This window comes from Pseudoalteromonas sp. APC 3358 (assembly GCF_030408075.1).
GTDB classification, from domain to species: Bacteria; Pseudomonadota; Gammaproteobacteria; order Enterobacterales; family Alteromonadaceae; genus Pseudoalteromonas; species Pseudoalteromonas arctica.
Map to the genome: position 1 here is coordinate 116,358 of NZ_JASDCE010000008.1, position 15,842 is coordinate 132,199.

The following is a 15,842-nucleotide window of genomic DNA, read 5'->3' on the forward strand; positions in this document are numbered from 1 at the left end:
TTCAATTATCTACTTGCAGCGAGCGTGCCAATATTAAAATGGATTAAAAACACGCCTTAATTAATTCTTTTGTATTGGTTTTTACGGTATTTAGCGTGTTTTATAATCAAAGTGAACTTTTGTGTAATTGAGTACTCTAAAATAAGTTGTATGTTTTACAAAGTATAATGAGTTTTTTACATAGCCTGAATTATTTAAACTAGTAATTACACTGTATGAAGCAAGTTTTCTGTTTCAATTGCTATTTCTTTCATTTTTATAGCGTAATTTTCTAATTTAATATCTTCTTCTGTTACAGCTTTAAACGAAGGCACTTCTATTGGGTAGCCCGTTTCATCCATTGCAATAAAGCTGATAACACAATGATTTGTTTCAACCATATTTTGTGTTTTTGGATCGCCACAACGCACTTGTATAAATATTTGCATGCTACTTCTACCCGTATGGGCAATTTTAGCTTCTACTTCGACTATTTGACCCACTAAAATTGGGCGTCTAAATTTAACACCCGCAACCGAAACCGTTACGCAGTAGTGACCACTCCAACCCGCAGCACATGCATAGCCTGCTTGGTCAATCCATTTCATGACGGCCCCACCATGAACTTTACCACCAAAATTAACATCGGTAGGCTCTGCTAAAAAACGAAAAACAACTTTTGACGACGGCATAGATAACACTCTTATTATTAAAACTACTATTAGCATAACGTAAAAAAGGGGCCGAAGCCCCTGCAATTTAGGATATGTTTATAATTTATATGTAAAAAAAGTGACTATATGTGTATATAACGCATAATTTAGTTACATATTTGGGTAGTTTGGCCCACCAGCACCTTCTGGAGTTACCCAGGTAATGTTTTGGCTTGGGTCTTTAATATCGCAGGTTTTACAATGCACACAGTTTTGAGCGTTAATAACAAACTCTTTATTGCCTGCTATTTCTTGTACTTCGTAAACGCCTGCTGGGCAATAACGCTGTGCGGGTTCATCAAATTTTACTAAGTTTACGTTTATAGGAATCGACGCATCTTTGAGCTTTAAATGACACGGCTGTGATTCTTCGTGGTTAGTATTTGATAAAAACACACTTGAGAGTTTATCAAAGCTAAGCTGCCCATCTGGTTTTGGGTACGCTATTTTGTCAGCGGCGTTAGCATCAACAAGGGTTGAATGATCGGGCGTATTATCTTTAAACGTAAATGGTAAACCACCATTAAAAATGTTTTGGTCAAGCGTGTTATACGCACCACCTATAAATTTACCTAATTTGTGCATAGCAGGGCCAAAGTTACGAGATTGATATAACTCTTTATATGCCCACGATTGCTCAAACGCAGTTTGATAATTAGCTAAATCGGTATTTGCCAACTCATTTTGCAATGCTTCAAAAATAACCTCAGCGGCAATCATTCCTGATTTCATTGCGGTGTGATTACCTTTAATTTTTGCAAAATTAAGTGTGCCTGCATCGCACCCTATAATTAAGCCACCAGCAAAATGCATTTTTGGTAATGAATGTAAACCGCCCTTAGCAATAGCACGCGCACCGTAAGCAATGCGTTCTGCGCCTTCAAGTACGTTTTTAAATACTGGATGGTGCTTCATTCGCTGAAACTCATCGAACGGGCTTAAATGTGGGTTTGAGTAATTTAAGTCAACAATTAAACCTACAACGACTTGGTTGTTTTCACTGTGATACATAAATGCACCACCATTAGTATCGCCGCTAAGTGGCCAACCTGTACCATGAACAACTTTGCCAAGCTCATGCTTACTTTCATCAATTTGCCAAATTTCTTTAAAGCCTAAACCGTAATGCTGCGGCGATGAATCTGCATCAAGTGCAAACTCATTAATTAGCTGCTTACCTAAATGACCTCGGCAGCCTTCTGCAAATATAGTGTATTTTGCACGAAGCTCCATGCCAGGCATGTAACCGTCTTTTTCATTACCGTCTTTGTCGACACCCATATCACCAGTAATAATGCCTTTTACTGCTTTATCTTCAATTATTAAAGAGTGTGCGCTAAATCCTGGAAAAATCTCTACGCCTAAGCTTTCAGCTTGCTCAGCAAGCCATCGACATACATTACCCATAGATACAATGTAGTTACCGTCATTATGAAATGTTTTTGGCGTAGCAAAGTGGGGGATTGATGTCGATTTTTGCTCGTTATTAAACCAATAAATTTCATCGTTAGTTACTTTGGTTGTAACCGGTGCACCAAGCTCCTGCCAATTTGGTAGCAGTTCATCCAAAGCTTTGGTTTCAAAAACAGCGCCTGAGAGTACATGTGCACCCACTTCAGAACCTTTTTCGACGACGGAAATCATGCACTCTTGTTGTTTTTCTTGTGCTAGTTGCGCGAGTTTAATTGCACTTGAAAGCCCCGCAGGGCCAGCGCCAACAATTACTACATCAAATTCCATGGTTTCACGTTCGACCATAATAACCTCTTTATCTATGACGGACTTATTCGAATGTTTACTACGCATTTAAATAAGGTGTACAGCCTATTTTTAACCTTGCAAATTAAACGTTACAGACTGTGAATAGTTAAAGGTTATTTTAGGTTGACGTTTACGTCAACAGGAAGTAGTCTAATTTCATAAAATAAATAAGTTGACGTGCACGTTACCTTGTAGGTTTAAATAATTATGGAGTTCCTATGAAAGTTCTCGTACCAATAAAAAGAGTGATTGATTACAACGTAAAAGCACGCGTTAAAAGTGATAACAGCGACGTTGATTTAACCAACGTAAAAATGGCAATGAATCCGTTTTGTGAAATTGCCATAGAAGAAGCCATTCGCCTTAAAGAAGCCGGTACAGCCAGTGAAGTTGTTGCTGTTACTATTGGTCCTAAAGCATCGCAAGAGCAATTGCGCACAGCATTAGCACTGGGTGCCGACAAAGCCATTCACATCGAAACCGATGAAAAGCTCGAGTCACTCCATATTGCAAAGCTACTCGCTAAAATTGTAGAGCAAGAAACGCCTGAACTTGTAATTTTAGGTAAACAGTCAATCGATTCAGATAATAATCAAACAGGTCAAATGCTAGCGGCTTTAACTAAACGTGGCCAAGGCACATTTGCATCCAAGGTTGTTATTGAAAATGGCAAAGTAAACGTGACCCGCGAAGTTGATGGGGGCCTGCAAACGGTAGCACTTAACTTACCAGCGGTTGTTACAACTGATTTACGCTTAAACGAGCCTCGTTACGCATCACTGCCAAATATTATGAAAGCCAAACGTAAGCCGCTTGAAGTAATAGCAGCTGATTCGCTTGGTGTTGATTTAACACCGCGTATTCAATTAATAAGTGTAGAAGAGCCAGCTAAACGTACCGCAGGAATTATTGTTGAAGACGTTGCACAGCTTGTAGAAAAATTAAAAACAGAGGCAAAGGTGATTTAAATGAAAACACTCGTAATTGCAGAGCACGACAACGGTGCCTTAAAACCAGAAACCTCAAAAACTATTAACGCTGCAGTAAAAATGGGTTTTCCTGTTGATGTGCTTATTGCAGGGAACAGCCTAAGCGCAATGAGCTCACAAGTGGCCAGCATTGATGGCGTAGCTAATGTTTTAGTTGCCGATAATAGCGTTTATGAACATCAGTTAGCTGAGAGCATGACCGATTTAGTTTTATCGCTTAGCGACACCTACAGCCACATTGTTGCAAGTGCAACGACAACAGGTAAAAACTTTATGCCACGTGTTGCTGCGTTATTAGATATTGCGCAAATTTCTGAAATTATCGTAGTAGTGGACGCCGATACATTTAAACGTCCAATTTATGCAGGTAATGCAATCGCAACGGTTAAATCACTCGACAGTAAAAAAGTAATTACCGTACGTGCCAGTAGCTTTGATTTACAAGGCGAGCAATCAGCAGCGGCTATAACAAGCATTGATACAGTGTCTGATTCGCAATTAAGTAGCTTTGTAAGTGTTGAACAAACAGAGTCTGAACGACCTGAACTTACGGCTGCCACTGTGGTTATATCGGGTGGTCGCGGTATGCAAAACGGTGAAAACTTTGCACTACTTAATGGTATTGCCGATAAACTCGGTGCTGCCATTGGTGCGTCGCGCGCAGCGGTTGATGCAGGCTTTGTACCTAACGACATGCAAGTTGGGCAAACAGGTAAAATTGTAGCACCTAATTTATACATTGCAGTAGGTATTAGCGGTGCTATTCAGCATTTAGCCGGTATGAAAGACTCAAAAGTAATCGTCGCGATTAATAAAGACCCCGATGCACCTATTTTTCAAGTTGCAGATTACGGGTTAGTGGCTGACTTATTTGAAGTACTGCCACAGTTAGAGAGTGCTTTATAGCGCTTAATTAAGCAAAATTTATTCTGGTTGAAAGCCGTGGTGCTCTTTGAGTGCTGCGGCTTTTTTATTAGGTAAATTAAAGACACAAAAAAACCAGCCAATTGGCTGGTTTTTATGGCTAACTTAGTATTAGTAAGTTGCGCTGCCTTTAGTACGAGGGAAGGCAATAACGTCACGTACGTTGCCCATACCTGTTACATAAGCAACTAAGCGTTCAAAGCCTAAACCGAAGCCTGAGTGCGGCACGCTACCGTATTTACGTAGATCGCGGTACCAGCTGTAATCTTCTTTGTTTAAGCCCATTTCTTCTAAGCGTGCATCAAGTACATCAAGGCGTTCTTCACGTTGTGAACCACCAATGATCTCACCAATACCGGGTGCTACAATGTCCATTGCGGCAACGGTCTTACCGTCTTCGTTTTGGCGCATGTAGAATGCTTTAATATCACGTGGGTAGTTTTTAATAACTACCGGTGCTTTAAAGTGCTCTTCAGCTAAGTAACGCTCGTGCTCAGACTGTAAATCTACACCCCATTCAACAGCGTACTCAAACTTTTTACCACAGTTTTTAAGGATCTCTACTGCTTCAGTGTAATTTACCTGCGCGAAGTCTTTTTCTACAAATTCTTCTAAACGCGTAATTGCAGTTTTTTCTACACGTTGTGCAAAAAATTCCATGTCATCACGGCGCTCTTCAAGTACGGCTTTAAACACATACTTAAGCATATTTTCAGCAAGTTTTGCTATGTCTTCTAAATCAGCAAATGCAACTTCTGGCTCTACCATCCAAAATTCTGCAAGGTGGCGTGATGTATTTGAATTTTCTGCACGGAATGTTGGGCCAAACGTGTAAATTTTTGACATTGCAGACGCGTAAGTTTCGCCATTTAACTGGCCAGATACAGTAAGGAATGCTTCTTTACCGAAGAAGTCTTCGCTGTAATCAATTTCGCCTTTGTCTGTAAGCGGTAAGTTTTGCATATCAAGCGTAGATACACGAAACATTTCGCCAGCGCCTTCACAGTCACTTGCTGTAATAATTGGCGTGCTGATCCAGTAAAAGCCTTGTTCATGGTAAAAACGGTGAATAGCTTGTGCTAAACAGTTACGTACACGAGTTACCGCGCCAATCATATTTGTACGAGGGCGAAGGTGAGCGTGCTCACGTAAGTACTCAATGCTGTGGCGCTTTGCCGACATTGGGTATGAATCTGGGTTTTCTACCCAACCTAATACAGTCACTGTATTAGCTTGAATTTCAAATGATTGACCTTGGCCAGCAGATTGCACTAAAACACCAGTAACCGACACAGAACAACCGGCTGTTAAGCTAGTAACTTCATCATAATTATTCAGTGAATTAGGAACTACCGCTTGAATAGGATCAAAACACGAACCGTCATGAACGGCTAAAAATGAAATTCCTGCTTTTGAATCGCGGCGAGTACGGATCCAGCCCTTAATTGTTACTTGGCTGTCTACCGCAACATTGCCTTTTAATAGCTCTGAAATCGCTAAATGGCTCATCTTCACTCCAATGATATAAGTTGCCTAACTATTTTATTTTAACTGTGCGCAGCACTCGGGCATAAATTGCACATAAACGGCGCTGCACTTGAACCCTGTATCTTACCTAGTAAAGTTGAATAAAAAAACTATTGTGGGCAACTCTTTAAAAGTTTTTATGCATGCGGTTTATTTTTAAACAGTTTTTAGAGTTTAATTGCTACTATTATGATTTGTTGCTCTTAAATTTAATGATTTTGTGGCATTATTAACAAACAAATCAAATTAATATTTATTCACACTTAAAAAATCGATGCTATGAAACAAGTTTTTATTTTACGAGGACTACCAGGAAGCGGTAAGTCTTACTACGCGCAAAGCCTTGCTGACGAATTAGGTGGAGTTGACGAAAGCCAATACCTAATCTGCTCAACTGATGATTACTTTATTAATGAGCAGGGCGAATATCATTTCGATAAATTTAAATTGTCGCAATTTCATAATTTAAATTTAGCGCGCTTTATAAATGCACTTGCTCAAGGTATGCCATTGGTAATTGTAGATAACACCAATATTAAAAAGTGGGAATTTATAGCTTACACTCAAGCTGCTGTTGCTTTAGGTTATCAAGTAAAAGAAGTGATAGTGGGTGAAGTGAAAGACAAATCAATGCAGCACTTATATGCTAAACGTAACTCGCATAATGTGCCGCTTAAAACCATAAGCAAAATGGCCTACATGTTTGAGTGGTAGTGCTAAATTTTAGACAGCACGTCTAAATTATTTTGAGTTATAGTATCTAAGTGAGCAGTGATTTTTTCATTGCTCCAATCTCACCAAGCTATATCTAGCAGCGTATTTATTGTTCTATCGTCAAATATAAAAAACCTACTTGAGGAAAACCTTCCATTGGTGAAGGATTATTGGGGTTTGGTCCGTTCATGGGGTTCCCTCTAATTAATTATGGACGTGTTACTTTTCAGCATACTTTTGTTTAATTGCTAAAATTTCTTCTTGAACTGCAAAAAAAGCATCCACTACTGCGGGGTCAAAGTGCTTCCCACTACCTTCTTTAATAATGGCAAATGTTTTTTCTTGTGAGAATGATTTTTTATAAGGACGTTTTGACGAGAGAGCATCAAATACATCAGCAATAGCAACTACGCGTGCTGCAATTGGAATTTCACTACCTTTTAAGCCATCAGGATAACCAGAGCCGTCCCACTTTTCATGATGTGAGCGGGCAATAATTTCACCGAGTTTAATAACCTCAGAATCAGAACCTGAAAGTATGCTAGCGCCTACAACGGTGTGCTGTTTCATTATTTCCCATTCTGCAGCATCTAATTGTCCTGCTTTTAGCAAAATATGGTCAGGTGTAGAAATCTTTCCGAGGTCATGCATCGACGCTGAAAATAAAATATTTTCAACTGTTCCCTCATCTAACCCTACACTGCGTGCAACGGCCTCAGAATACAAACTCATGCGTTGAATGTGCGCACCCGTTTCTTCATCTTTGTATTCAGCAGCTTTGGTTAGTCTATTAATTGTTTCTAGTGATGCGGCTTTAATGCTTAGCATTGCTTGCTTTAATGATTCAGTTCTTTGAGCAACTTCAGCTTCTAATTGTTTCTGATAATTTGTTCTTAAATCGTTATAGTCTTTAATCTTAAGAAGGGACTTAACGCGCGATAATAGCTCGTTTTTATCTACAGGCTTTGTAATAAAATCATCGCAACCAGCATCAATCCCTTTAACTCGCTCTTTTGTCTCTCTTAAAGCAGTAATAAGGACGATAGGTAATAGCTTTAATAGGGCGTCTTCTCTAACACGGCGTGTTACTTCAAAACCGTTCATACCGGGCATCATTATATCAAGTAAAATAAGGTCTACAGGTTGTTGCGCTAAGATATCTAATGCTTGTTGCCCGCCAGTCGCTGTTACTGTTTTATATCCCTTGGGTTCAAGATAAGCTTGCATGAGTTCAATATTTTGAAGGTTGTCATCTACAACCAAAATTAAAGGGCTATCTTTCATTAACTGTTCCTGTGTATCAAGGTTTAAATAATTGTAGTCATTACTTTATATATAAACTTATTTGTTGAGCAAACGTGCGTGTATCTATAGGCTTCGAAATATACGCACTGTTAGGTATACACAGTAATTGGTCTATATCTGCGGGTAAAACAGAAGCGGTAACAAAAACAATAGGAATATCTGCCGTTTCTTTTTCATCACGCAAAATTTTCGCAACCTCTGTTCCAGACATATCTGGGAGTTGGACATCTAATATAATAATTCTTGGAGTCTCACGCTTTATTGTTAAAAGCGCATCTCTTGCATTCATAGCAGTGAATACTTCAAAATTTGCCATGAGTAAAAGATCCTCCTCTAGCAATAGGTTATTCGCATTATCATCAACTATAACTATTTTGGTTTTCATTATGCTTTACCACAGACTTTTGTTTAATTGGCAAAGTTATACGAACCGATGTGCCTTTATTAACACCTTCAGATTCAATAACAAACTCGCCTCCATGCAACTTTACTAGACTTTTTGCGATTGGCAGCCCAAGTCCTGTACCTTCTGTTAATCTAGAATAGGGGGTTTCTATACGGAAAAAACCTTCAAATATTTTTTCCATATTTTCAGCAGCAATACCTATACCCGTATCCCAAATTATTATTTCTATTTCTGTATCAGTATGTCGTGTTTTAACGCCAATTTGACCCTCATCGGGTGTAAACTTCACTGCATTTGAAAGCAAATTATAAAGTATCTGTTTAACCTTAAGGGAGTCAGCTTCAATTGGTGGCAAGTCATCAGCAATATCAAGACACATATTCAATTTTTTCTGGTTAGCTGTATCTGCTGTAAGCCCTGTAATTTCGTGCAATACTTGGCGTATCGGCAAATGAGAGATGGTGAGACTCATTTTGCCTGCTTCAATCTTTGCCATATCCAGTATTTCATTAATAAGTAACAGTAAATGTTTGCCGCTCACCAATACATTTTTAACATACTGTTTTTGTTTGTCATTTAAAGTGCCAAATGTCTCATCGTAAAGCACCTCAGAAAAACCATTAATAGAATTAAGCGGGGTTCTCAGTTCATGCGACATATTTGCTAAAAACTCTGATTTAACTCGAGCAGCACTTTCTAAGTCACTCGTTAGCACTTCTAGCTCTTTATTCGCTTTTACGAGTCCTTCTTGAATCGCGTTACGTTCAGTAATGTCCTCGATAGACAATAAAATAATACGATCTTTTGACTGAGTACGTTTAATTTGCCTTGCGTTGAGCAGCATTGTACGCCAACCAATTGTTTTAAAATTGTGCTCAACTTTATAATCATCAAAGCTCGTTTTTTGAGGCAATATGGTTTCTAATAATTCACGAAGCTTGGGAATGTTCCATTGATTATTACCAAGGTTGTATATTAGTTTCCCGACTGTGTCTTTATGATTAGCGCGAAAAAACTCATAAAATGAGCGGCTTGCTGTAACTACTCTTAAATGTTGGTCTAAAACAATCAGTGGTTCTCGAACCGTGTTTACAATACTTTCGGAGTATTCTAAGAGTTCTTTCTTGGTACTTATTTTATTCACTATCTAGATCCTTTGTACCATTAAGGGCTGAACAACTTTATAAACGTTTAAAGGATAATTAAGGTTCAGCAATGCTTGAATATAGCTTTATTTTTATAATACGTTCGCTAAAAGCAATGCTTAATAATGTGTTTTAATGTTTGTGTGTGGTTTTAACTAATATAAAAGGCGTAACCTGATAAGTGATATCTGAGAGGAACTATTTAACATTAATCTTTGTTCAGTAAACAGCAACAGCTGATTAATAGCAAGAGGTTCATAATTTAACCTGCATATTATTGTTGTTTATTGGCTATAGTGAGCTTTTTAAAGGTAAAAAGTATTAGTTTTAAGCGAGATAGGGTTTTAACGGGGAACGTATTTAAACTGAATTTTGGGTCTAAATAGTAAGTATTGATGTAGGTATTAATGTTTAAATTAATGCCTACATCAATATTTTAATCAGTCTATAGATTTATAAACCGCTAATGGGTGCGAGGTACTTAGTGATACATGCACTTCGTCGCCAGGGTTTACAACAACTTCATGGCTTACTCGGCTAGTTACAACCGTAGAGCACGCAAGTTTTACAGCACACAAGCGGCTGCCACCTTCAAAACGTACCCAAATTACTTCGCCGTTATTGCCAACACTGCTTTGTACAAGTAACACATCGTCAGGTCGAAGTAGTACATCAACGTCGCCACTTTCACAGTCAACGCCATGAGCGGGAGCATTACCAATTGAGGTAGTGGCTTGTCCTTGGCTAAATTGGCCGCTAATAAAGCTGGCTTCACCTAAAAAGCGTGCCACAAAGCGATTGTTTGGGGTACTAAAGCAGCGCTCGGGTGTATCGATTTGCTGAATTTTGCCGCCTTTAAGTACACCAACACGATCGCCAACTGAGAGTGCTTCTTCTTGGTCGTGTGTTACCCAAATCGCCGGTACGCCAGCTGCTTTAAGTGCGTTTCTAATATCCCAACGAAGCATGTCTTTAAGGGCGGCATCTAAGTTTGAAAGCGGCTCATCAAGCAATACAAAATCAGGTTGGTGGGCAAGGGTGCGCGCAAGTGCAACACGTTGCTTTTGTCCGCCAGAAAGCGTAGCTGGTTTTTTATCTCTAAAATCGCTCAGTCCAAGTAGGTTTATCCAATACTCAGCAGGGGCTGTATCTTTTAATCTAAAGCAAATGTTTTGCTGTACGGTTAAGTGCGGAAATAACGCAAAATCTTGAAATACCATACCTACACTGCGCTTTTCAGGAGGTATTGTTAATTTGGGTGTAGCGCGCCATTTACCCGTGTTTATTTCGCCTTCGCTAATAGGTATAAGGCCAGCAAGGGCTTGTAAAATTGTACTTTTACCGCAACCTGTTGGCCCTACAAGCATAAGGATTTCGTTTTCACCCAGCGATAAGTTTAAATCGCTTACTACGCGGTTACTGCCATAATCTATAGACAACTGACTTACAGATAGCATTGTTTCTTAAATCCTTAATGTTCAAACTGGTTGCGTTTTTCGCCAGCCATCATAATAGCTAACCCGCAGGCAGATATCACTACTAACAATAATCCAGGAATAGCGGCGCGACCAAAATAGCCCGCTTCGTATACACGCCATAAATAGGTAGAGAGGGTTTCAAACCCTGTTGGCCCAAGTAATAGCGTGGCTTCGAGTTCGCGCATTGACTCTAAAAACACCAGTGCTGCACCTGCAATAATACCGCGCATAGTTAAAGGCAGTGTTATACGAGTAAATACTTCTCGTGGGCTTGCCCCTAATACGCGCGCAGACTTTACTAAGCTTGGATCTAAGTGTTCGGTGCTTGTTCTAACAGAGCCCACAGCAAGTGGTAAAAATCGCAGCATATAAGCAATAATAAGCAATCCCAGTGTTTGATATAAAAACGGCAACTGCAAACCACCGTAAACAAGCGCTGTGCCCATTACTATACCCGGAATACCAAAACCAAAGTAAGTAACACGCTCCATTATACGACCCGCTTTTCCACTCAGTGCGGCATGTGCAACGGGGATCGCAACGATAACGGCTACAATTGCCGCAATACCTGATGCATACGTAGAGTTCCACGCAATATTAAAATCAAATGAGCTAAAACCATCACGAGCTAACCAAAGCGAAAATATAGCCAAAGGCAAGCCAATAGCGAGCAGTAAAACAGGTGCAAATGTAATAAATATTGCACTTAACTGTAGTTTGCTTGGGAATAAAATTAACGGGCGACCTTGGCGCTCAGGGGCTGTTTTTATTTGTGATTCAACTAAAAGTAAAAAGCCAACAATAACCATCAGTTGAAGCGAAAGCATGGCTGCGCGCCCTAACGCAAAAGCGTTGTATTCAACGTAAATTACGCGGGTAAACGTATCTAAGCGCATCATTGCGGGCGTGCCAAAGTCTGATAATGTATAAAGGGCGACTAACAAAGAGCCTGCTGCAATACCGTTAACTACGCGCGGTAATATAACTTTAAATATACTTTGCGTCATCGACATACCCAGCGTTCGCGCGGCATTAACCATGCTTGCATCAAGGCTTAATAAGGATGAGCGAGTTGTCATCATTACAAACGGGAAAGTATACAGCGTCATCACAATGGCGGCGCCTGTTAGGCCATACATTGATGGTGTTTCTATTCCTGTTAAGGTATTTATTTCGCCACCGGGGCCAAAAGCAGCATAAAGTGTAAACGCGCCAATATAACTGGGGATTGCCAGCGGCGCTGCAAATACAACCAGCCAGAGTTTTTTAAATGGCAAATGCACATACGCGCTAATAAACGCCAGTGGCACACCAATTAAAATAGATCCGAGTACCGTTAAACCCATTAACGATAACGTGTTACCTAAAATTTGAAGATTGTGGGTGTCAAACACTGAGCTTGCATCGCTTGCAAGTACTATTAATACATAAACAGGGGTAAGCGCAACAAGCGCTGCAAGCAGCGCCATTGGATAAGAGGCAGGTATTCTCATTACAATACGCCGCTGCTACGCATCAAATCTATAGTAGGGCGTAAATCAGCAAGCTGTGTTAAATCTACTTTAGGTGGAGAAATATTAGCAAGTGATGGTAGACCCTCAGGTTGGGTAATACCATTTACTAACGGAATTTCGTACGCTTCACGGGCTAAGTAACCTTGTACTTCTTTACTAAGTAAGTAACGCATAAAGTTAGTAGCAAGCGGATCGTCGTTAAGGGCTAATACACCCGATGCATTAACTAAACAGCCCGCATCATTTTGTGTAAATGCTAAATCTAGCTTGGCATCAGGTTTACCTGATTTTAAACGCAAAGTGTAATAGTGATTAGCAAAACCAATATCAACTTCACCGCGTTCAACGCCCATAACAACACCTAGCTCGCCGGCGTATGTTTTAGCACGTTTTTGAATCTTTTTAAGCCACTTAGCGGTTTTGTCATCGCCTTCTAAAATTCGCATTGCGGTTACAAACGATTGAAAAGAAGCGTAGGCGGGCGCCCAGCCAATACTTAAATCGCTGTCGGCAATTTCCATAATACTTGTTGGAATTTGATCTTTGGTCAAACGCGACGTGTTATATGGCAATGTACGAATACGGCCAGTTACTGGAGCCCACTCTTTATATCTAAATTGTGGTTGTAACTGAGCAGATAAATCACCTGGGATAGGTTGTGCAAGGCCTGCATCGGTTACTAAACCAATCGCGCCTGAATCAACCGCCCAAAATAAATCAGCGCGGCGAACGCCGGCTTTAGCTTCTGCAACAATCGTATTTGCTAAAGCAGCAGTAGGGCCTCGGCGTATACCGAGTTTAAAGTCTGGATTTTTTTTCTGGATTGCTTGCAATACGTTTTCATACAAACCACCTTCGCCTCGGCCTAAATAAAGGGTTAACTCGCCTTTAAGCTTTGGTAAATCATCAACAGAAACTGGGTTTGCTATATCAGCGGCTAGCGCACGAGAAAGAGGCAGTGGCAATGAGCCAACCACCCCTAACGCAGCTAGGCCTTGAATAAAGGTCCTACGCTTCACTTAAAATACATCCTTACGGGCTTTTTCGGCTTTTTCTATTAAAACCTTAGCGCGGTCTAATTTTGTTTGCATATCACTGATCACATCGCGTACTTCATCGACGCTTTTGCTGTTTTTAATTGCTAGTGGCAGTGTTACGTTAAAGTCTTTTTCCAGCACTTCAACTAGGTTAGCGTCTTGCTCAATAAGTGTACCTTCAACGCCTTCAAACAGGTGTAGGTAAGTATCGTGAACAATTTCAGTTGCTTCGTCTTGTAAACGCTCAGCAAATTTAGCTACTACACGGTCTAATTTGTGCTTAATTTCATCAATTGTGGCACTTTGTGTCATTTCTTTTGTAGCGGTTGCTTTTACAGTGTCTAACAAGCCTTTTTGCTGGAATTTTGCAGCAAGCTTAACAGCCCCAAGGCCTTGCCACAAGGCTATGTTCATCGCTTTTTGTTGTTTACGAACTTCCTCAGCAGGCTGTTTATTATCAATGGCCATTTTTACGCCATAAAGACCCTGCCAAATAGAAGCGTATACCGGTACAAAGTTAGTTTCTATTGCGCTGTGAAACTTAACTGATTCCCAGTATTCAATTAAATCATCAGTTTTTACAGCTTTTGCGCCTTTAGTGTCGTAGTCGCTTACCATGGTATCAACTTTGCCTACCATCCATTCTACTTCTTCTGCGTAACTTTTAAGGTTAGCTTGAAGATGATTAACATGCTCGCCAATAGGGCCGTTAGCTAATACTGGTTGAGCCATAAACGCCGAGGCTAGTAAAAGGCTTGCACCTAAAGTTTTGGCTGGTTTAAATAGTAATTTCATAGCAAAGAAGTCCAAAAAGGTAATTGTAAATGATAGACATTATCATATAGCTAATAGTTAACGAGATCAATAACCACAAACTCGCTTAATAGATAAAAACACTAAATGTAGCGGTAGGTTACAGTAAATAGCGCTATAACCTGTATTAGGATTAGTTATTGAGACCGGCTATTAAGCGTAATGCTTGCCTTTAATGGCATTATAAATGGCATCACACAGTGTTTTTATACTGGTGTCGTCACTTATATACGGTGGCATAAGGTAAATTAGTTTACCGAATGGGCGTATCCATACGCCTTGCTCTACAAAATAAGCCTGAATTTTAGCAACATCAACATTGCCAGCAGCCTCGTTTAGTTCAACAACACCAATAGCGCCTAAGGTACGTACATTGGCAACCGCTTCTAGTTCACTGCATTTATTAAGTTGTTGTAGTTGGGTATTTATTTGCTTTATTCGTTGTTGCCAGTTTTGCTCAAGTAATAAATCAATACTTGCGCAGGCCGTAGCACAGGCAAGCGGGTTACCCATAAAAGTGGGGCCGTGCATTAAAACACCTGCTTCACCTTCGCTTATGCCAATGGCTATTTTATCACTTGTTATAGTGGCCGATAGCGTCATTGATCCGCCAGTTAATGCTTTACCAATACACATTATATCGGGCTCTATATTGGCGTGCTCTACAGCAAATAATTTACCTGTACGGCCAAAGCCTGTGGCTATTTCGTCGCAAATTAGTAGTACATTATATTGGGTGCACAATTTACTTACGCAGGCTAAATAATCAGGGTGATAAAAATTCATACCACCCGCGTTTTGTACAATAGGCTCAATGATAAAGGCGGCTACTTGGCTGTGGTTTGCTTTAAAATATTCTTCAAGCTCTTGGGCTTCTGCCTGGTTAAACTCGCTCCCAAATTGACTAACCGGTGCAGGCACAAATACATGCTCAGGTAAAAAGCCTGAATATAAACTATGCATTGAGTTAACTGGGTCGCATACGCTCATGGCTGCAAAGGTGTCGCCATGGTAGCCCTTGTAAGGCGTCATTAGTTTTTGTTTTGTTGTAATGCCTTGGCTTAACCAATACTGCAGCGCCATTTTAATCGCTACTTCAACACTTACCGATCCGCTGTCGGCTAAAAACACTTTAGTTAAACTAGGCGGCGTTATATTTACTATTTTTTTGCAAAGCTCTACCGCGCTGTTATGCGTAATACCGCCAAACATAATGTGGCTCATACTATTAATTTGCTCAATCATGGCGTTATTTATAACAGAGTGGTTATAGCCATGTATTGCGCTCCACCACGAGGCCATGCCATCGATTAATTGCTCACCAGTTTCGAGGTGAATAATGTTGTGGTTTGCATGTGTAACGGGGTATACCGGAATTGGCTTAGTCATAGACGTATATGGATGCCAAATGTGCTCACGATCAAAATCAAGGTCAATCGCATTCTTTTTAATCATATGTAAACTTTAACTTGGTGGGCTTCGTTGACAATGGTACTTCAACTCGTAGACTAAGCCAATATCACCACTGAGAAAAAAT

At 40.1% G+C, this 15,842-nt stretch carries 13 protein-coding genes and 2 pseudogenes; 4 read left to right on the top strand and 11 right to left on the bottom strand.

Annotation, left to right across the window (positions count from 1 at the left end; all coding sequences use genetic code 11):
• Positions 1-206: 206 nt before the first annotated feature.
• Positions 207-671, bottom strand: a complete 465-nt coding sequence (locus QL995_RS13550; RefSeq protein ID WP_007586808.1) for an acyl-CoA thioesterase — start codon at positions 669-671, stop codon at positions 207-209.
• A 132-nt stretch (positions 672-803) separates the two neighbouring features.
• The gene (locus QL995_RS13555) at positions 804-2,450 is read right to left on the bottom strand and encodes an electron transfer flavoprotein-ubiquinone oxidoreductase (protein WP_290294378.1); all 1,647 of its coding nucleotides are present in this window, start codon (positions 2,448-2,450) and stop codon (positions 804-806) included.
• Positions 2,451-2,671: 221 nt separating this feature from the next.
• Between QL995_RS13555 and QL995_RS13560 the strand changes: the two genes are divergently transcribed.
• Both QL995_RS13560 and QL995_RS13565 read left to right on the top strand, forming a co-directional pair.
• Positions 2,672-3,421, top strand: coding sequence for an electron transfer flavoprotein subunit beta/FixA family protein (locus tag QL995_RS13560; protein ID WP_290294379.1), 750 nt, complete (start codon positions 2,672-2,674; stop codon positions 3,419-3,421).
• Complete coding sequence (locus QL995_RS13565; protein ID WP_290294380.1) at positions 3,422-4,348, top strand: FAD-binding protein; 927 nt, start codon at positions 3,422-3,424, stop codon at positions 4,346-4,348. It begins immediately after the preceding gene.
• A gap of 129 nt (positions 4,349-4,477) precedes the next feature.
• Here QL995_RS13565 and asnS read toward each other — a convergent pair whose 3' ends face one another.
• Entirely contained in the window at positions 4,478-5,875 is a 1,398-nt protein-coding gene (asnS, locus tag QL995_RS13570; RefSeq protein WP_290294381.1) for an asparagine--tRNA ligase, read from the bottom strand.
• Positions 5,876-6,172: 297 nt separating this feature from the next.
• Here asnS and QL995_RS13575 point away from each other — a divergent pair, with 297 nt between their 5' ends.
• A complete protein-coding gene (locus QL995_RS13575; protein ID WP_007586798.1) occupies positions 6,173-6,607 on the top strand; it encodes an ATP-binding protein in 435 nt (144 codons plus the stop codon).
• 219 nt (positions 6,608-6,826) lie between these two features.
• On the opposite strand, the gene QL995_RS13580 is transcribed toward QL995_RS13575, so the two are convergent.
• Genes QL995_RS13580 through QL995_RS13590 form a run of 3 tightly spaced genes read right to left on the bottom strand, consistent with a single transcriptional unit; the run spans position 6,827 to position 9,462 of the window.
• On the bottom strand, positions 6,827-7,891 hold the full coding sequence (locus QL995_RS13580; RefSeq protein ID WP_165728680.1) for an HD domain-containing phosphohydrolase: 1,065 nt from the start codon (positions 7,889-7,891) through the stop codon (positions 6,827-6,829).
• Positions 7,892-7,931: 40 nt separating this feature from the next.
• Positions 7,932-8,297, bottom strand: coding sequence for a response regulator (locus tag QL995_RS13585; protein ID WP_197151072.1), 366 nt, complete (start codon positions 8,295-8,297; stop codon positions 7,932-7,934).
• The gene (locus tag QL995_RS13590) at positions 8,272-9,462 is read right to left on the bottom strand and encodes a PAS domain-containing sensor histidine kinase (protein ID WP_010552739.1); all 1,191 of its coding nucleotides are present in this window, start codon (positions 9,460-9,462) and stop codon (positions 8,272-8,274) included. The genes QL995_RS13585 and QL995_RS13590 overlap by 26 nt, the downstream gene beginning before the upstream one ends.
• 635 nt (positions 9,463-10,097) lie before the next feature.
• Between QL995_RS13590 and QL995_RS21720 the strand changes: the two are divergent.
• Positions 10,098-10,193, top strand: a pseudogene (locus QL995_RS21720) (hypothetical protein); the annotation flags it as partial.
• A gap of 277 nt (positions 10,194-10,470) precedes the next feature.
• Here the strand turns inward: QL995_RS21720 and QL995_RS21725 are convergent.
• The 5 genes and pseudogenes from QL995_RS21725 to bioA all read right to left on the bottom strand — a co-directional run.
• Positions 10,471-10,920 (bottom strand): annotated as a pseudogene (locus QL995_RS21725) (ATP-binding cassette domain-containing protein); the annotation flags it as partial.
• A gap of 14 nt (positions 10,921-10,934) precedes the next feature.
• The gene (locus tag QL995_RS13600) at positions 10,935-12,434 is read right to left on the bottom strand and encodes an iron ABC transporter permease (RefSeq protein WP_290294382.1); all 1,500 of its coding nucleotides are present in this window, start codon (positions 12,432-12,434) and stop codon (positions 10,935-10,937) included.
• Positions 12,434-13,474, bottom strand: coding sequence for an extracellular solute-binding protein (locus QL995_RS13605; RefSeq protein WP_290294383.1), 1,041 nt, complete (start codon positions 13,472-13,474; stop codon positions 12,434-12,436). The genes QL995_RS13600 and QL995_RS13605 overlap by 1 nt, the downstream gene beginning before the upstream one ends.
• On the bottom strand, positions 13,475-14,287 hold the full coding sequence (locus QL995_RS13610) for a hypothetical protein (protein ID WP_007586790.1): 813 nt from the start codon (positions 14,285-14,287) through the stop codon (positions 13,475-13,477). It abuts the gene before it with no gap.
• Between the two features lie 171 nt (positions 14,288-14,458).
• Positions 14,459-15,760: an adenosylmethionine--8-amino-7-oxononanoate transaminase gene (gene bioA, locus QL995_RS13615; protein WP_290294384.1), complete on the bottom strand. Its 1,302-nt coding sequence runs from the start codon at positions 15,758-15,760 to the stop codon at positions 14,459-14,461.
• Positions 15,761-15,842: the final 82 nt, after the last annotated feature.